Source organism: Streptomyces sp. NPDC059255, from assembly GCF_042752355.1.
Classification (GTDB): Bacteria; Actinomycetota; Actinomycetes; order Streptomycetales; family Streptomycetaceae; genus Streptomyces.
In genome coordinates this window covers 14,994-30,037 of sequence record NZ_JBHYZP010000009.1, presented here as the reverse complement: position 1 = coordinate 30,037, position 15,044 = coordinate 14,994, and the positions used below count along the sequence as shown (strand labels likewise).

At 71.4% G+C, this 15,044-nt stretch carries 19 protein-coding genes; 12 read left to right on the top strand and 7 right to left on the bottom strand.

The window, feature by feature from the left end:
- Nucleotide 1 precedes the first annotated feature (1 nt).
- Nucleotides 2-475 carry a GNAT family N-acetyltransferase gene (locus ACFXKG_RS13920; RefSeq protein ID WP_384837122.1) on the bottom strand — a complete coding sequence of 158 codons (474 nt, stop codon included), beginning with the start codon at nucleotides 473-475 and terminating at the stop codon, nucleotides 2-4.
- Nucleotides 476-500: 25 nt separating this feature from the next.
- The gene (locus tag ACFXKG_RS13915) at nucleotides 501-1,415 is read right to left on the bottom strand and encodes an aminoglycoside phosphotransferase family protein (protein WP_384837119.1); all 915 of its coding nucleotides are present in this window, start codon (nucleotides 1,413-1,415) and stop codon (nucleotides 501-503) included.
- Here ACFXKG_RS13915 and ACFXKG_RS13910 point away from each other — a divergent pair.
- Complete coding sequence (locus tag ACFXKG_RS13910) at nucleotides 1,414-2,172, top strand: rhomboid-like protein (RefSeq protein WP_384837116.1); 759 nt, start codon at nucleotides 1,414-1,416, stop codon at nucleotides 2,170-2,172. The genes ACFXKG_RS13915 and ACFXKG_RS13910 overlap by 2 nt on opposite strands.
- Here ACFXKG_RS13910 and ACFXKG_RS13905 read toward each other — a convergent pair.
- Nucleotides 2,144-2,314 (bottom strand): hypothetical protein, encoded by a 171-nt coding sequence (locus tag ACFXKG_RS13905; protein ID WP_384837113.1) that lies wholly within the window; start codon nucleotides 2,312-2,314, stop codon nucleotides 2,144-2,146. The two genes, ACFXKG_RS13910 and ACFXKG_RS13905, sit on opposite strands and share 29 nt — an antisense overlap.
- 50 nt (nucleotides 2,315-2,364) lie before the next feature.
- Between ACFXKG_RS13905 and ACFXKG_RS13900 the strand changes: the two genes are divergently transcribed.
- Together ACFXKG_RS13900 and ACFXKG_RS13895 are read left to right on the top strand one after the other, a co-directional pair.
- Nucleotides 2,365-2,994 carry a TetR/AcrR family transcriptional regulator gene (locus tag ACFXKG_RS13900; protein ID WP_382886625.1) on the top strand — a complete coding sequence of 210 codons (630 nt, stop codon included), beginning with the start codon at nucleotides 2,365-2,367 and terminating at the stop codon, nucleotides 2,992-2,994.
- A 124-nt stretch (nucleotides 2,995-3,118) separates the two neighbouring features.
- Nucleotides 3,119-3,505, top strand: coding sequence for a hypothetical protein (locus ACFXKG_RS13895; RefSeq protein ID WP_384837109.1), 387 nt, complete (start codon nucleotides 3,119-3,121; stop codon nucleotides 3,503-3,505).
- Between the two features lie 62 nt (nucleotides 3,506-3,567).
- Here the strand turns inward: ACFXKG_RS13895 and ACFXKG_RS13890 are convergent, their stop codons facing one another.
- On the bottom strand, nucleotides 3,568-4,425 hold the full coding sequence (locus tag ACFXKG_RS13890) for an SDR family oxidoreductase (RefSeq protein ID WP_384837106.1): 858 nt from the start codon (nucleotides 4,423-4,425) through the stop codon (nucleotides 3,568-3,570).
- Nucleotides 4,426-4,533: 108 nt separating this feature from the next.
- On the bottom strand, nucleotides 4,534-6,021 hold the full coding sequence (locus ACFXKG_RS13885) for an MFS transporter (protein WP_384837103.1): 1,488 nt from the start codon (nucleotides 6,019-6,021) through the stop codon (nucleotides 4,534-4,536).
- A 220-nt stretch (nucleotides 6,022-6,241) separates the two neighbouring features.
- Between ACFXKG_RS13885 and ACFXKG_RS13880 the strand changes: the two genes are divergently transcribed.
- The 5 genes from ACFXKG_RS13880 (at nucleotide 6,242) to ACFXKG_RS13860 (ending at nucleotide 9,032) form a co-directional block, all read left to right on the top strand.
- Nucleotides 6,242-6,775, top strand: coding sequence for a MarR family winged helix-turn-helix transcriptional regulator (locus tag ACFXKG_RS13880; protein WP_384837100.1), 534 nt, complete (start codon nucleotides 6,242-6,244; stop codon nucleotides 6,773-6,775).
- A 125-nt stretch (nucleotides 6,776-6,900) separates the two neighbouring features.
- Entirely contained in the window at nucleotides 6,901-7,617 is a 717-nt protein-coding gene (locus ACFXKG_RS13875) for a response regulator transcription factor (RefSeq protein ID WP_384837097.1), read from the top strand.
- 100 nt (nucleotides 7,618-7,717) lie between these two features.
- Nucleotides 7,718-7,921, top strand: coding sequence for an antitoxin (locus ACFXKG_RS13870; RefSeq protein WP_365815334.1), 204 nt, complete (start codon nucleotides 7,718-7,720; stop codon nucleotides 7,919-7,921).
- A 329-nt stretch (nucleotides 7,922-8,250) separates the two neighbouring features.
- Nucleotides 8,251-8,586, top strand: a complete 336-nt coding sequence (locus ACFXKG_RS13865; RefSeq protein ID WP_365815349.1) for a metalloregulator ArsR/SmtB family transcription factor — start codon at nucleotides 8,251-8,253, stop codon at nucleotides 8,584-8,586.
- On the top strand, nucleotides 8,583-9,032 hold the full coding sequence (locus ACFXKG_RS13860) for an ATP-binding protein (RefSeq protein WP_384837093.1): 450 nt from the start codon (nucleotides 8,583-8,585) through the stop codon (nucleotides 9,030-9,032). The genes ACFXKG_RS13865 and ACFXKG_RS13860 overlap by 4 nt, the downstream gene beginning before the upstream one ends.
- Before the next feature lie 119 nt (nucleotides 9,033-9,151).
- Here the strand turns inward: ACFXKG_RS13860 and ACFXKG_RS13855 are convergent, their stop codons facing one another.
- On the bottom strand, nucleotides 9,152-9,550 hold the full coding sequence (locus ACFXKG_RS13855; protein WP_384837090.1) for a pyridoxamine 5'-phosphate oxidase family protein: 399 nt from the start codon (nucleotides 9,548-9,550) through the stop codon (nucleotides 9,152-9,154).
- Nucleotides 9,551-9,811: 261 nt separating this feature from the next.
- Between ACFXKG_RS13855 and ACFXKG_RS13850 the strand changes: the two genes are divergently transcribed.
- The 4 genes from ACFXKG_RS13850 to ACFXKG_RS13835 all read left to right on the top strand — a co-directional run bounded on the left by ACFXKG_RS13850 (nucleotide 9,812) and on the right by ACFXKG_RS13835 (nucleotide 12,722).
- Nucleotides 9,812-10,348: an EF-hand domain-containing protein gene (locus tag ACFXKG_RS13850; protein ID WP_384837087.1), complete on the top strand. Its 537-nt coding sequence runs from the start codon at nucleotides 9,812-9,814 to the stop codon at nucleotides 10,346-10,348.
- 2 nt (nucleotides 10,349-10,350) lie between these two features.
- Complete coding sequence (locus ACFXKG_RS13845) at nucleotides 10,351-11,247, top strand: SAM-dependent methyltransferase (RefSeq protein ID WP_384837084.1); 897 nt, start codon at nucleotides 10,351-10,353, stop codon at nucleotides 11,245-11,247.
- Nucleotides 11,248-11,342: 95 nt separating this feature from the next.
- A complete protein-coding gene (locus ACFXKG_RS13840; protein ID WP_384837081.1) occupies nucleotides 11,343-12,047 on the top strand; it encodes a restriction endonuclease in 705 nt (234 codons plus the stop codon).
- 129 nt (nucleotides 12,048-12,176) lie between these two features.
- Nucleotides 12,177-12,722, top strand: a complete 546-nt coding sequence (locus ACFXKG_RS13835) for a GNAT family N-acetyltransferase (RefSeq protein ID WP_384837078.1) — start codon at nucleotides 12,177-12,179, stop codon at nucleotides 12,720-12,722.
- A gap of 1,418 nt (nucleotides 12,723-14,140) precedes the next feature.
- Here the strand turns inward: ACFXKG_RS13835 and ACFXKG_RS13830 are convergent.
- Nucleotides 14,141-14,524: a hypothetical protein gene (locus tag ACFXKG_RS13830; RefSeq protein WP_384837075.1), complete on the bottom strand. Its 384-nt coding sequence runs from the start codon at nucleotides 14,522-14,524 to the stop codon at nucleotides 14,141-14,143.
- Nucleotides 14,525-15,044 lie beyond the last annotated feature (520 nt).

Here is a 15,044-nt window from a genome sequence, read left to right as displayed (position 1 = left end):
GTCAGCCGCGCCCCAGCGCGGCCAGCGCCGCGTCCGTCAGCCGGAACACCGTCCACTCGTCCTGCGGGAGCGCCCCCAGGGACCGGTAGAAGGCGATCGACGGCTCGTTCCAGTCGAGCACCGACCACTCCAGGCGCTCGTAGCCGCGCTCCACGCAGATCCGGGCCAGCTCCGCCAGCAGCGCCTTGCCGTGGCCGCCGCCCCGGCGGTCGGGGCGTACGTACAGGTCCTCCAGGTAGATGCCGTGCACCCCACGCCAGGTGGAGAAGTTCAGGAACCAGAGCGCGAACCCGACCGGCTCGCCGTCCGCCGTCTCCGCGAGGTGCGCGAAGGCCGCGGGGCGCTCCCCGAAGAGCGCCTCGTGGAGCTGTTCCTCGGTCGCGCGCGCCTCGTGCGGGACCTTCTCGTACTCCGCGAGCTCCCGGATCATCGCGTGGATCACCGGTATGTCGGCGGGTGTGGCGGTGCGGATCATGTGCCCAGCTTGCCCTCTCCCCCGGTCAGCGCGCCAGCAGCGCCCGGCCGATGGACACCTGCACGGGATCGAGCTCCCGGTCCCCCTCCCGCAGCTGCCAGAGCAGGTTCTGGAGGACGCGCCCCAGCGTCCAGGCCCTGGCGGCGCCCCGGTCCAGGCCCAGCGTCTCCGTCAGCAGGTCGAAGCGCCACAGGGTGTCGTCCGGGTCGAAGCGGTTGCGCAGCGCGGGCATCAGCTCGAAGCCCGGGTCGCCCGCCAGGGGCTTCGGGTCGATCGCCAGCCAGGGTTCCCGGTCCGCCGCGAGGATGTTCTCGAAGTGCAGGTCCCAGTGGAGCAGCCGGTCGCCGGGCGCGTCCGCGACCTCCCGTACCGCCGCCGCGCAGTCCAGCACCAGCCGCCGGTCGGGACCGGCCGGCAGGGCCGCCGCCCGCGCGGGTGTCTCGTCGAGCATCCGCGCCGCGATGTCCCCGAGGCGGCGCAGCTCCGGCGGGGCGGGCGCCGCGCTCAGCCGGGCCAGCAGCCCGGCGAGGACCGGCATGGCCGCCCGCGGTTCCAGCGTTTCGAGGTCGCGGGTGCCCAGCCGCTCCAGCAGCAGGGCGCCCGTCGTACCGTCGTACCGCAGCAGCCGTACGGCGCCGTCGCCGCCCCAGGCGCGCAGCGCCACCGGCTCGCCGGCCGTCTCGTCGTCCACCGCCTGGAGTTTGAGCATCGCGGGCGTGCCGTCCTCATCCGCCACCGGCAGCACCAGCGCGCATCTGCCGCTCAGCGAGGGGCCGTCGACCCGCAGCCGCCAGCGCGCCAGCAGTTCGGCGGCCATGCCCGGCAGAGCGGCGACGAACGCCCGGCCCTCGGGGCCGTGCCACGTCGCCTGCCTTTCCGCGAACTCCTCCGGGATGTCAATCACGGCTCCGATCCTAGAGCCGTGGGTGAATCGCCCCATGCGCCGTTTTCTCAAGGCCTGGGCCAGGATCCGCGGCTGGATCACGAGTGCTCCCGGCACCTATCTCTGGCTGGCCGCGCTCTTCGTCACGACGGTCGCGCTGCACCAGATGTCGCCGGATTTCGAGGAGGACTTCCTGCGGCAGCGCTCGACCAACATCCACGAGCTGTCCACCGACCCGCTCCGGGTCCTCATCGCCAGCGCGTTCTGGATCGACGGCGGTACGTGGCTCCCGTACGCCGTGCTCTACACGGTGTTCCACGCCCCGGCCGAGCGGTGGCTCGGGACGCTGCGCTGGCTCGCGGTCGTCCTCCTCGCCCATGTCGGCGCCTCGCTGATCAGCGAGGGGATCCTCGGCTGGGCCGTCCGCCACGGGAACGCGCCGCAGTCGGCGGTCAACACCCTGGACGTCGGGGTGAGTTACGCGCTCGCCGGGGTGATCGGCGTTCTGGCGTACCGGATTCCCCGGCCCTGGCACCTGCCGTATCTCGCGGTGGTCCTGATCTTCTTCGGCACGCCGTTGTTCGTCGGGCGTTCCTTCACCGATCTGGGCCACTTCGCGGCCGTGCTCATCGGTCTCGCGTGCTACCCGCTGACGCGGGTGGCGGGCCGGCCCGCCACCTTCCGCCTGGCCGGCCGGTCCGGCGGCCGACGGACCGGGTGCCCGGCCGGGCACCGGCGCGGGTGCCGTGCCGGGCGCCGTGCCGGGCGCCGTGCCGGGCGCCGGATCAGGAGGCGCCGGACCGGCCGACGGTGAACGTGGCTCCGGGCTCCGCGTGCTCGACCGGCCCGGCGAACCGGGCGGCGGCGCGCGTCACCGCCTGCCGCGGGGTGAGGAAGCGGCCGACGAGCGGGAGACGGGCGGGACGCGACCAACGGACCGGCCCTGAACTGGTCATGACGGTCCGACTACGCTGGTCCCGTGGTTCCCGGACGATGGAGTGTAAGCATGAGCGCTGGTCGGACAGCGGCGGTCCAGCAGGCGGCGCCGGTACGGGCCGGGCACCGGCTGGAAATCGCCCGCGCCGCCACCGAACTGTTCACGGCCAAGGGGGTCGAGCACACCTCCCTCGCCGACATCGCCGACTCGGCCGGCATCCCGACAAGCACGCTGTGGAGCCACTTCACCTCCAAGGAGGAGTGCGTCGCGCCCCTCTACTCCTTCGGTACGGAGCGGATCGCCCGGCGGCTCGACACCTGGCCGCCGGACCACCCCCTCATCGACGCCTTCGACGCCTTCGACGGCGAGGACTGGCTGACACCGCCCGGCAGCAACGGCGAGGTGACCCTGCTCGCCGTTCTCGACGCGCTGCGGCTGACCCGTGACGAGCCCGGTCTGCACGCGGTGTGGATACGCGAGAGCTTCGCCGCGCTGCCGCTCGTCGCCCGCGCCCTCGCCGCCCGCTCGGGCCGCGCGGAACCGGGGCTGGACGCCACCGTGCAGGCGGGCATGCTGCTCTCCGCGCTCCAGCTGGCGCTCCGGGCGTACGCCTGGACGCCCCCGGAGGCGCGCCATGTCGACCTCGTGGAAACCCTCCTGGAAGCGGTACGGGTCGCGATGCGCGGCCTGCCCGCCTGACGAACCGGCTGACGAACCACCGGACGACCCGACTGACGATCCGACCGACGCCCCGACTGACGATCCGACTGACATTCGGCCGATCTGCTGGCTGCGCCCCTTTCCTGTCGCTACGGTGCCTGACATGGACTCCAAGGACGAGCACTCCGAAGAGCACGTCAAGGACGAACGATCCGCCGAGGACTGGCCGCTCCCTCCCTCCTGGATGTGGGGCTGCGCGGAGTGCACCGTGTTGTACAAGGCGATGAAACGGGCCCCCGAAGTGGTGGACGCGGCGCGCGCGGCGGGCGGACCTGGCATCGACTACGACCCCATGGACACCGTGGTGACCACGCAGATCCGGCTCGCGCGGCACATCGCCACCGACCACGCCCAGGATGTCCCGGCCGTGGACGAGAGCTGCGACCGGTGTGTGTCGGACATCAGCGCCAAGCAGTTCCCCGCCGTACTCATGCTGGAGCACCGGGCCCGCCACCTCTTCGCGCCACCGAGCATCGCCGGCCTGATCTGACGACCGCGAGCGACGTACGGCCCGGGCCCACCGGCGACCGGCCGGTGGCGTACCGCGACCGGTCACCGGAAGGCGGCGGCGTTCTCCTCGGCCCACTGCCGGAACGTCCTGGCGGGGGCGCCGGTGGTCCGTACGACGGTGTCGCGCACCTTCAGCAGCTCGTCGTTGACGTCGCCGCCCGTCACGTCGAGCACCGCGTCCGCGGCCTCGTTGCCGAAGAAGGCGGCCAGCCGGCGGTGTGCCTCCCGCCGGCCGGTCTCCACGCACGGCACGTCCCGCCCCAGGGCCGCCCCGATGTCCCCGACCTGCTGCCGGGCCGAGACAGGCGCCGGTCCGGTCAGCTCGTACGTACGCCCGTGATGCCCCGGGCCGGTCAGCGCCACGCGGGCCACCGACGCGATGTCCGCCGGGTGGACGGTCGGGAGGCCGGTGTCCGCGTAGGGCACGCGGACCGTTCCGCGGACGCGGACGGTGTCCGCCCACAGCAGGGCGTTCGAGGCGAACTGCGTCGGCCGCAGGATCGTCCACTCCATGCCGCTCCCCTTGAGCGCGCGCTCGACGGCCAGGTTCTCCCGGGCGGGGCCCAGGTGCGGGTGGGTCAGGGCGGTGATGGACGACACCAGCACCACCTGTTCCACACCCGCCGCCCGGGCCGCCGCGAGGATCTCCGCGTCCGCCCCGGCCCGTGGCACGACGCGCGACACGAGGAAGAGCGCGCGCACCCCGGCCAGCGCGGGCCCCAGCGACTCCGTACGGGCGAGGTCGCCGCCGAACGCCTCGACTCCGTACGGGATCCCGCCCCCGGCGCGGGCCCGTTCGGGATCCCGGGTGAGCGCGCGCACCGGCCCCGCGCCCGCCGCCCGGAGCTGCCGGAGGAGGGCGCTGCCGACGTTTCCGGTGGCGCCGGTCACGAGGATCATGAGGTTGCTCCCGTCGTCGGGCGGTGTTCGGTACGCCACGAACGTAGAACCTCGACCAAACTTCAGGTCAAGAAGCCCTCGGCCCCTCGGACCCTTGCCCCCTCAGCATCACTTCGTCGCCCCGGAGACCTCCGCCGGCTCGGCGGCGTGTCCCGCGGCGGCCGATCCCGCCGCCGGGGCGGCCGCGCGGTGGCGCGGGAGGAAGAGGCAGAGGGCGAAGGCGAGGAGGGCGGCGCCGCCGCCGATCGCCATGACCACCTTGAAGCCGTCCTCGGAGGGCAGGGCGGTGGTGCCGAGGGTGATGGTCATCTGGGCGAGGACGACACCGGCGACCGCGCTGGCGAACGACGTACCGATGGACCGCATCAGGGCGTTGAGGCTGTTCGCCGCGGCCGTCTCGGACGGCGGCACGGCGCCCATGATCAGGGCGGGCATGGCACCGTACGCGAAGCCGACACCGGCGCCGATGACACAGGAGGCCAGGATGAGGTGCCACACCTCGGACATCAGCAGGATGTTGAGGCCGTAGCCGGTGGCGACGATGAGGGCGCCGATCATCAGGGTGACCTTCGGCCCCTTGCTCTTGGAAATGCCCGCGGACAGCGGGGCCATCGCCATCATCACCAGGCCCTGCGGGGCGAGGACCAGGCCGGTGTAGAGCATCGACTTGCCCAGGCCGTAGCCGGTGACCTCGGGGAGCTGAAGGACCTGCGGCATGACCAGCGACATGGCGAACATCGAGAAACCGAGCGCCACCGAGGCGAGGTTGGTGAAGAGCACCTGACGGCGGGCGGTGGTACGGAGGTCCACCAGCGGCTCCGCGGTCCGCAGCTCGAAGAAGCCCCACGCCACCAGGTCGACGACCGCGAAGGCGAACAGACCGAGGACGGTGCCGCTGGTCCATCCCCAGTCGCCGCCCTTGGAGATGCCCAGCAGCAGGGTCACCAGGCCGGCCGCCAGTCCGAGAGCGCCGAGCAGGTCGAAGCGTCCGCCGGTGCGCACCTTGGACTCGGGCACGAGCACCACGACGAGTACGGCGGCGACGGCACCGAGGGCCGCCGAGGTCCAGAACAGCACATGCCAGTCGAACCGGTCGGCGATGAGCGCGGCCGAGGGCAGGCCGAGCGCGCCGCCCACCCCGAGCGAGGCGCTCATCAGCGCGGTCGCCCCGGCGAGCCGCTCGGGGGGCAGCACGTCCCGCATGATGCTGATGCCGAGCGGGATGACGGCGCCGGCCATGCCCTGGAGCACCCGGCCGACGATCATCGGGACCAGGGTGTCGCTCAGCGCGCAGACGACCGATCCGGTCACCAGCAGGGCGACGCTGACCAGCAGCATCCGGCGCTTGCCGTACATGTCACCGATGCGCCCGGCGACCGGGGTGGCGACGGCGGCGGCGAGCAGGGTGGCGGTGACCGCCCAGGCGGTGTCCGACGCCGGGGCGTCGAGGTACTTGGGCAGATTCGGGACGATCGGGATCACCAGGGTCTGCATCAGCGAGACGACGATTCCGGCGAAGGCCAGGACCGCCACCACGGCGTTCGCCCTCGGCGGGGCGGCGCCCCCGGGGACGGGTCGGGCAAGAGTGTCGGACATGGAAGTTTTCCTCCGCGGAAGTCATCGGTCGAAGAGCCGTCGGACGGGATCCCACCCGTCCTGCTTGACTCAGGCAACCATATTCCTATTGATTGACTTAAGCAACTTTACTTAACCGTGACCGACCCTTCGACAGCCACGCCGACCCTTCGGCAACCGCACCAGCGGCCGGAAATCGACACTCTTGCTTAACTCAGGCAAGTAGCTCTACGGTGGTCCCATGTCCACACCCCCACCCGCGGCGGAGCCTCCGGGCCAACCCGTACCGGCGGACCTGACGAACGAGATCGAGCGCGGCCTCACCCGCCTCACCTATCTGACCGGCCGGATCCGGCGGCACGAACACCTGAAGGCCGGGACCGGGCTGCCGCTCGACCGGGCCGCCGTGGCGATCCTGCGACACCTCGCCACAGCCACCGAACCGCCGCGCCCCGGCGCCCTCGCGGTCCGGCTCTCCGTGGAGGCGTCCCATGTCGCCCGGCAGCTACGCCACTTGGAACAGGGCGGTTACGTGCTCCGCGCCCCCGACCCGGCCGACCGCCGCGCGCAGCGCATCCGGCTCACGGACACCGGGCTGGCCGCGGTCGACCGCGTACGGGAGGTGAGCCGCCGGAGCATGGCGGAGGCCCTGGCCGACTGGTCGCCGGAGGAACTGCGGCAGTTCGCCGCCCTCTTCCGCCGGCTGGTCGACGACTTCACCGCCGGCTCCGAGGACAGCTCCGAGCACCGTGCCGATGCCCGGCCCCCCGCCTGACGCCGGAACCGCGCCCCGCGCGGACCGGCCCTCCTACCGGCCCTCCTACCGGTCGCCTCACCGGCCTTCTCACCGGCCTTCTCACCGGTCGCCTTACCGGCCCCTCTTACACGAATGGCCTTGTCATGCAGAGCAGCCTCGAAGAGAAACCCTCGCCGCGCCGAGCCGGCGGGCAGCACGTCCTGGTTGTCGCGGACGACCCCGGTGTCAGCGAACTGCTCGCCACCACCATGGAGTTGGCGGGCTACCGGGTCGGCACCGCATACACCGGCGCGGAAGGGATGGTACGGCTCACACAGCACCGTTTCGATCTGGTCGTCTGGGACGCCACGCTGCCGGACCTGGCGGGTTTCGCGCGGGGGCGCCGTGTCGTACCGGCGGACCGCCCTCCGCTGCTCTTCCTGGCCGCGTGCGACGCGCTCCCCCGTCTCGCCCGCGAACTGAGTCCGGGGGCCGAGGACTACGTCACCAAGCCGGTACGGATCGCCGAGGTGCTGGCCAGGGCCGAGGCCCTGCTGGGCGCCCGCCGTCCCGACCGGTACGAGGGGCCGCCCTGCTACGGCGACCTGGTCCTGGACGACGCCACGTGCCGCGCCCGGCGCGGGCCCCGGCCGCTCGGCCTCACACCCGCCGAGTACCGGCTGCTGCACCACCTGATGGCCAACGCGGAGCGCGTCCTGTCGAAGGAGCAGATCAGCCGGCACGTCTGGGGCGAGTTCCGGGCCGGACAGGCGATCGAGAAACTCGTCTCGCGGCTGCGGCAGAAGGTGGACCAGGAAGAGCCCGCGCTGGTGCACACACACCGGGGCTTCGGCTACTGGCTCGGCTGCCCCGGCCACTGAACCGGCCGGTCCCGGCCATACACCGTATCCGCGCGCGCCGGGGTCGATATGATCCAGTGTTGACAATGGCTTTGGGCAGCTCACACCGGAGGTCGGCCCCATGTTTGACGCGCTGAAGGACCTGAAGGACAAGGCCACGGACCTCGCGAGCGAGCATGGCGAGGTGATCGGCAACGGACTGGAGAAGGTCGCCGACGTGATCGACGACAAGACCGACGGCAAGTACAGCGACCACCTCGACACCGGCGTCGACAAGGCGAAGGACTTCCTGGAGGGCCTCCAGGACAAGAAGTCCTCGGACTGACCCACCCCGCGGACCGCCCCGGGGAAGACCCGGGGAAGTCCTGGGACCGACCCGGCCTGCGAACCGCCCGGCCCGACCGCCCCGGGCCGCCCGCCCCGCGCGGCGGCGTCGCACCGGGACCGCCACGCGTACCCGGCGGTCCCGGAACACCCGGCCCCTCGCGGCCCCGTAACCCCGCACCCCTCCACCCCCGTAACCCCCTGGTCCCGTAATTCCTCAGCCCGTTGACCCTTCCCCAGGAATTGCAAACTTCTGCAATTGCCTACATGCTGTACGGGCCGCGCGCCCCGCCGTGGGAGCGGTGCGGCCGGAGGGAGAGCGAGGGTTTCGTGGGGGTTCCGCTGTACCAGGCGAAGGCGGAGTTCTTCCGGATGCTGGGGCACCCGGTGCGCATCCGGGTGCTGGAACTCCTGCAGGACGGCCCGTTGCCCGTACGGGACCTGCTCGCCGCGATCGAGATCGAGCCCTCCGCGCTCTCCCAGCAACTGGCGGTGCTGCGCCGCTCCGGGATCGTCACCTCCAGCCGCGAGGGCCCGACCGTCGTCTACGAACTGGCGGGCGGAGACGTCGCGGAGCTGCTGCGGGCCGCGCGGCGGATCCTCACCGAGATGCTGGCCGGTCAGCACCAACTCCTGGAGGAACTGCGGGAGGCGGAGGTCCGGTGACCCGCCGCATCGCCCCGCTGCCCCACCGCCACGTACTGACCCTGCCCGCCAGACCCGCGTCCGTACGCACGGCGCGCGAGACCACCCAGCAGCTCCTAGCCGAGTGGGGCATCAGCCCGCACCACCCCGCGGTCGACCCGGCCCTGCTGATCCTGAGCGAACTGGTCACGAACAGCGTCCGGCACGCCGCGTCCCACTCCCCCCACGTCACCGTCAGCTACGCGGCGGGCTATGACACCCTCGTCTTCGCCGTCCACGACCGCCACCCCTACCAGCCCACCCTCCGCACCACTCCCACCGGCACCACCGCGGGTGCGGCCACGGGCGGCGCGAGCACGGGGCTGGCCACCGTCGCCGAACTCACGTCGAGCCTCGCGGGCAGCGCGGCCGTACACCAGGACGGGGACGGCGGCGGCAAGAGCATCTGCATCACGCTCCCGCTCTAGGGCCTGCCCGGGCTAGGGCCTGCCCGGGCTAGGGCCTGCCCGGGCTAGAGCCTGCCCGGGCCTGTCGCGGCGGTCGGCGCTCCAGGGCGCCAACCCTCCCCAGCCGTACGGCGCCTCCCTCAGACCCGGCCCATGGCCCTGGTCACGGTGATCTCGATGACCACCCGCTCCGGGTTGACCCGGGGCGGCTTGTAGCGCCGGGTGTAGCGCCGTTCCGCCTCGGCGACCGCCTCCGGGTCGCGGCTGACCACGGCGGTCCCTTCGAGCGTGGCCCATCGGGCTCCGTCGGCCTGGCTGACCGCGACGTACGCGTCCGGACCGGCCGCGACGACGTTCCTGGCCTTCGTCGTCCCACCGCCGGTGATGACACGGGCGAGGCCCGCCTCGGGGTCGTAGGTGACGCCGACGGGCACCAGATGCGTCGTACCGTCCGGCCGGCGCGTGGCGAGCAGGCACACGTGCCGCTCCTCCCAGAACGCGAGGAAGGCCGGATCCGCGAGCAGGCCGGGTGGTGCCATGGTGGAGGTCCTCCGGGTGGTAGCAGTGGAAGCATCGGTTCCGCGGCGGGTCGGCGGCCCCGTACCCGCGATGCTACGTGCGGCCGGGGAGACGGGTGTGTCCGCATTCCGGGGCCGCGGCGTTTCATGCGCCGGTCCCCTCGATGCCCCCCGATGGTGTGCACACGACCGCTTTTCCGCGCCGCCGCCCCCGCACCGCCCGGATAGTGAAGTCGCGCCCGGACACGGGCCGCGGAGGACCGGAAAGCAGAGGTGAGCGTCATGCGTACCGTTGAGGCGACCGACCGGGTCGAGCTCGTCTTCTCACTCTTCGACGCGGACGGGAACGGCTACCTGGAGGCCGGCGACTTCGACCTGATGGGCAGGCGGGTGGCCGAGGCGGCGACGGCCTCGGGCGACGCCGGGAAGAGCGCGCTGCTCGACGCCTTCCACCGCTACTGGACCACGCTCGTCACCGAGTTGGACGCCGATGACGACGGGCGGGTCAGCCGGGAGGAGTTCACCGCCTGCGTCCTCTCGCCGGAGCGGTTCGAGGCGACGATCGACGCGTTCGCCGTCGCGCTCGCCGCGCTCGGCTCCCCGGAGGGGGACGGCTTCGTCGCCCGGCCCGTCTTCAGGGACCTGATGATCGCCATCGGTTTCGAACGGCCCAACATCGAGGCGCTGTTCGACGCCTTCGGGCCCACGGACGACGACCGCATCGCGGTGGACGTCTGGGCGGAGGGGATCAGGGACTACTACCGCCCCGAGAAGGCCGGCATCGCCGGGGACCACCTGACCGGGCGCGTGACGCGGTGACCGTGGCCGGCGCCCCCGAACTGGACCCCGGTGTGGCGGAGGGCGTCGGCAGGACCGCCCTCATGGTGGCCGCCGCCCGCGCCATCGAGACCCACCGCCCCGACTCCCTGGTACGGGACGAGCTGGCCGAGCACTTCGTCCGGGCGGCACCGGCCTCGGCGGGCTGGCCGGTCAGGCCCGACCAGGTGCCCGGGGACGGCGCGGACCCCCTCTGGGACCGGCTCGGCCGGTACTTCGGTCTGCGCACCCGGGTCCTGGACGACCATCTGCTCCGCTCGACGGCGGCCGGCGTACGCCAGGTGGTGCTGCTGGGCGCGGGCCTGGACTCCCGGGCGTTCCGGCTCGGCTGGCCGCCCGGCTGCGTGGTCCACGAGATCGACACCGCGGCGGTCCTGGCCTTCAAACAGGCGGTGCTCGACCGGTCGGGGGCCGTCCCCGCGGCCGACCGCCGACCGCTCGCGGCCGACCTGCGGCACGACTGGGCCGACGCCCTGACCGGCGCCGGCTTCGATCCGGCCGTACCGACCGCCTGGCTCGCCGAGGGGCTGCTGCTGTACCTCCCGGCGGCGGCCGAGCGCCGGCTCATGGCGACGGTGGACCGGCTGAGCGCGGCCGGGAGCACACTGGCGTACGAGATCAAACGGGTGACCGAGTCACCGGAGGTACTCGCCAGTCCCGTCTACACCACGGCGAAGCAACGCATCGCCGTCGACATGCCGGCCCTCTTCGACCCGGACCCCCGCCCCGACTCGGCCGCCGAACTCACCCGGCGCCGCTGGTCGGTATCGGTCCGCACCCCGTACGACTTCACCCGCCACCACGGCCGCGGCCCCCTCCCCGAACCCGACGACGCCCTGGCGGTCAACCGCTGGATCTTCGCCCGCACGACTCGCTCGTAGCGGCGGGGCCATCGGATGTCGGCCAGTGGCCGACGGGCGCCCTTACGGTCCTCCCCGGCGCATCCCGAGACTGCTGTCCGGACCCGGGGAGGATCATGGCAAGGGCAAGGAAGCGACGAGGACCGGCCGCGTGGAAGCGTCGCCGGCGGCAGCTCAGGACCGGCCTCGTCGGTGGGGGCGTGACCGTCCTCCTGCTCGTGGTGTTCCGGGCGGTGATCTGGCCGTATCTCGTGGGCGCGCTCGTTCTCGGCGGCGCCGCCGCCGGCGGGTGGTGGCTGTGGCGTACGGACCGGCTGATCAAGGGTGGTGACCGGCGATGGCGACAGGACGAGGCGGTGAAGGCCGGGCACCGGACGCTCGCCGAGGTCGATGTGATGACGGGGACGGAGTTCGAGGACTTCGTCGTGGAACTCTGCCGACGGGACGGCTGCACCGGAGTACGGAGGGTCGGCGGCTCCCACGACAACGGGGCCGACGTGCTGGGGCGGCTTCCCGACGGCCGCAGCATGGTGATCCAGTGCAAGCGCTACACGCCCAGGAAGAAGATCCCGAGCCGGGAGGTCCGTGACCTTCTCGGGGCGAGAGTGCACTTCAAGGCCGACGTGGCGATCTTCGTGGCCACGACGTACTTCAGCGGGCCGGCTGAGAACTTCGCCACGGAGAACGACGTCCTCGCCGTCCACCGTGACCACCTCGGGCTGTGGAACAACGGTGCGTCGCTGGTGTCACTCGGCGCGGTGAACGGCTCGGGGCAAGGGGACCGCCGGCACCGGGCTCGCTGGAAGGAGACGTACGAGTAGCGGCGGAGGACGGCCGGACAGAACGCCGGCACCGAGGACGCCCCGCCGAAGTCGGCGCCGAAGTCTCCGACGAACCAAGGATTCCTGATCACGGCGCCCTTGTCGGACCCCTCTGACAGGCTCCTTCGCATGCCGCACGAAACCCTCTTCGATTTCGTCCAGATCACCGATCCGCACGACGTCCACCCCGAACTCCGACAGGAGCTGATCGACTGCTGGATCGCCGTCACCAACGCGGGAGGCGCCGCAGGTTTTCCGTTCCCGCCTGTCGGTGCGGACGACGTCGTGCCTGTCGCGGACAAGCTCCTCGGCCGCCTCGACCCACAGCAGAGCCGACTCCTCATCGCCAGGAGTGACAACGTCCTCGCCGGATGGGTCGTCCTCAACCGTGACCCCTACCGACTCGTCGGGCACTGGGGCACCGTTCACCACCTCCAGACCCATCCCCACTGGCGCGGACGAGGCATCGGCGTCGCCCTGGTCCATGAGCTCCGGAAGATCGCCCGGGACGAGCTGGGGCTGGAGCAGCTGCATCTCGCCGCCAGGGGAGGCGAAGGGCTGGAGAACTTCTACGAGCGGCTCGGATGGCGCGAGGTCGGTCGCTGGCCCGGAGCCCTCCGGCTCGCCCCCGACGACACCCGTGACGAGGTCCTCATGGTCCTCGCCCCACTCTGATCACAGAGGCACGGGGCCGCGGCGCCCCGGCCGTGCCCGCTGCCGCGCACCGGGCCGCAGCAGACAGCTTTTCCCAGAATTCAACATGGTCGCCCGGCCACGACGGAGCCGAGACAATCCGGTCCGCCGGACCCACAAACAGAAGAGAGTGTGGACACGTGGCGACGACGACCAGATATGCGCCGGTATCTCCCCAGGTCCCACCAGCGCCGATTCCCGTACTGAACCGGCGGCCGCTGCTCGCCGTCTGTGCCGGGCCGGGTTCGGTACTGCCGGCCCTGTCGGCGCGACACGGATATCACGTCGACGAGCTGTACAACCGGGCGTCCAGGGAGCACATGCCGGGACCAGCCCTGGTGCCCGGTCACGGGCCGGTTCGGGAAAGCCGATCGCGATGAGGCCGAGCGGGGAAACGCTGGGAACGGGCGACTTCGTCAGCGAGACGCTCATGCCGAGGAGCAGGGTCTGGAACAGGAGGTTACGAGATCTTGATGGTCACCCCCTTTTGGGCGAGGTGATGAGGAGCATCGAGCAGTACCGTCACGCTTTCGGGGAAGCGCGGGGAGCACCGGAGGAGAATCTCGCGCGCCTGTCGGGGACGATGGAAGAGGCATCCGCGATGGTGGCTGTCCTCACGCGCAACAAGCAGGCCCGGGAACTCAGTCGGGAACGCTTCACGAGCGCGGTACGGCAGACACTCGGTACGCCACCGTGGCCCAGTAGCTCAAGCGGGAAAGGGCGCCGGCCGAGACCAACGGAGGGGCCAGATCACCAAGCGGAGCAGGCGCACCCCGTAAGCCCTGGCCCCCTCCGCTCACGGCATCGCTCACGCAAGTCGACCCACGGCTCCTCGACCGCCCCTCACGTCATGCGTCGAGCAGCAGAGAACCCCAGGCCAGAAGCTGTCTGACCTGGGGTTCACGCAGAGCCCCCTGTCGGATTCGAACCGACGACCTACGCATTACAAGACCGTGAGCGATCGTGCCGCCTGGTGCCCGGTCGTGTTGCCGAGTGACGTTTTGCCTGACCAGTGCATGTTCGGCTGCTTGACCTGTGCTACCTCGTATTTCGTCGTCCAAAGGCGTCCGGCCACCGGCTGGCCACCGGAGGGGCGACCGATGAGGCTGCAAAGGGGCGCCAACGGGTTGTAGGTCTTCCACAGTGCCTCCTGTGGCCGAAAATTCCTCGGCGACATCTTCGAACACAGCCAGAACCAGTTCGCTGAGGCTGACCCGAAGTCCATCCCTACGATTGTTGTCATCAAGGCGGCACGGTCTGCCCTCGGTGAATCTAGCGTGAAGTTCGTAGGCGGCGGAGGCATACAAGGCTGCAGGCGACTTCGAGTACGCCCTAATCTAGGACAGGTACTGTCTTGATCAGACATCCTCTCGCTGCAGGAGCCGGAGACGGCCAGGCCCTCAATTCGGGCCCGGTGGAGGGGTGTGTAGTCGCGATGACCGCCAATTCTTCAATGGCGCGGCGCCGGCACCTTTGGCTAGTGAGCCGTCTTCGTTGTGGTCGGGCATGCCGAGGAGTTGCCGCACGATGGGGTTGGTCGTGGGGTCTGTCATCAGGTCGGTGGCCGGGTCGTCGACGGGGTGGAGCCAGCGGTAGCCGTACTGGAACATCAGGGCGATGCGGAGGTGTCCGGAGAGGTTGACGCCGCCAGCGTGCCAGGTGCGGTTCTCGAGGAGGACGGCGTCGCCTTCGGTGAGGGCAGGGGTGAGGGCGCCGGGGGGATCGATCGTGCCGGCGGGGATGGCGGGTTCGTGGGTGAGGGTGTGGCTGCCCGGCAGGAACATCGTGAGTCCGCAGTCGTCCGTGATGGGGGTGAGGTAGGGGCGACTTTGATGGCCATGCGGGGGGGGTGTGGGCGAGTTCGAGGTCGGTGGTCACTCCGTACATGTCGCGGTGCCATCCGGGGTGCGCGGGGGTGCGGATGGTGCGTGGCCGGCCGGAGGGAAGTGCTATGCGGTGGGCGGAGAGCAGGTGCAGGTTGGGGCTGAGGAGCTCGACGACGGTGGGGAGGGTGCAGGGGTTGGCCAGGAGCGGGAGGAAGGCGCGGTCGAGGGCGAGGCATCCGCAGAAGCCGTCCTTGCCATCGCCGCCGCGGTCGCGGCCTCGGGCGATGTCGCCGGCGAGCGGCGGTCAGCAGGCTGTCGCGCAGTTCGAGGGTGATGGCGTCGCGGATGACGGCGTATCCGTCGGTGTCGAAGGCGTTCACGACCTTCGGGGCGGGGACCTGAGAGGGCTGGAGGGAAGTGGTCATGATGTGGTCGCCTTGGGGCTTGCAAAAACCCCATCACCGCAGGTCAGATCTCT

Coding starts and splice junctions, on each gene's coding strand:
- ACFXKG_RS13850 (WP_384837087.1), top strand. CDS start 9,812: ATGCGTACCGTTGAGGCGACCGACCGGGTCGAGCTCGTCTTCTCACTC.
- ACFXKG_RS13920 (WP_384837122.1), bottom strand. CDS start 475: ATGATCCGCACCGCCACACCCGCCGACATACCGGTGATCCACGCGATG.
- ACFXKG_RS13890 (WP_384837106.1), bottom strand. CDS start 4,425: ATGATCCTCGTGACCGGCGCCACCGGAAACGTCGGCAGCGCCCTCCTC.
- ACFXKG_RS13905 (WP_384837113.1), bottom strand. CDS start 2,314: ATGACCAGTTCAGGGCCGGTCCGTTGGTCGCGTCCCGCCCGTCTCCCG.
- ACFXKG_RS13870 (WP_365815334.1), top strand. CDS start 7,718: ATGTTTGACGCGCTGAAGGACCTGAAGGACAAGGCCACGGACCTCGCG.
- ACFXKG_RS13895 (WP_384837109.1), top strand. CDS start 3,119: ATGGACTCCAAGGACGAGCACTCCGAAGAGCACGTCAAGGACGAACGA.
- ACFXKG_RS13840 (WP_384837081.1), top strand. CDS start 11,343: ATGGCAAGGGCAAGGAAGCGACGAGGACCGGCCGCGTGGAAGCGTCGC.
- ACFXKG_RS13855 (WP_384837090.1), bottom strand. CDS start 9,550: ATGGCACCACCCGGCCTGCTCGCGGATCCGGCCTTCCTCGCGTTCTGG.
- ACFXKG_RS13900 (WP_382886625.1), top strand. CDS start 2,365: ATGAGCGCTGGTCGGACAGCGGCGGTCCAGCAGGCGGCGCCGGTACGG.
- ACFXKG_RS13880 (WP_384837100.1), top strand. CDS start 6,242: ATGTCCACACCCCCACCCGCGGCGGAGCCTCCGGGCCAACCCGTACCG.
- ACFXKG_RS13910 (WP_384837116.1), top strand. CDS start 1,414: ATGCGCCGTTTTCTCAAGGCCTGGGCCAGGATCCGCGGCTGGATCACG.
- ACFXKG_RS13835 (WP_384837078.1), top strand. CDS start 12,177: ATGCCGCACGAAACCCTCTTCGATTTCGTCCAGATCACCGATCCGCAC.
- ACFXKG_RS13875 (WP_384837097.1), top strand. CDS start 6,901: ATGCAGAGCAGCCTCGAAGAGAAACCCTCGCCGCGCCGAGCCGGCGGG.
- ACFXKG_RS13885 (WP_384837103.1), bottom strand. CDS start 6,021: ATGTCCGACACTCTTGCCCGACCCGTCCCCGGGGGCGCCGCCCCGCCG.
- ACFXKG_RS13915 (WP_384837119.1), bottom strand. CDS start 1,415: ATGGGGCGATTCACCCACGGCTCTAGGATCGGAGCCGTGATTGACATC.
- ACFXKG_RS13830 (WP_384837075.1), bottom strand. CDS start 14,524: ATGTTCCTGCCGGGCAGCCACACCCTCACCCACGAACCCGCCATCCCC.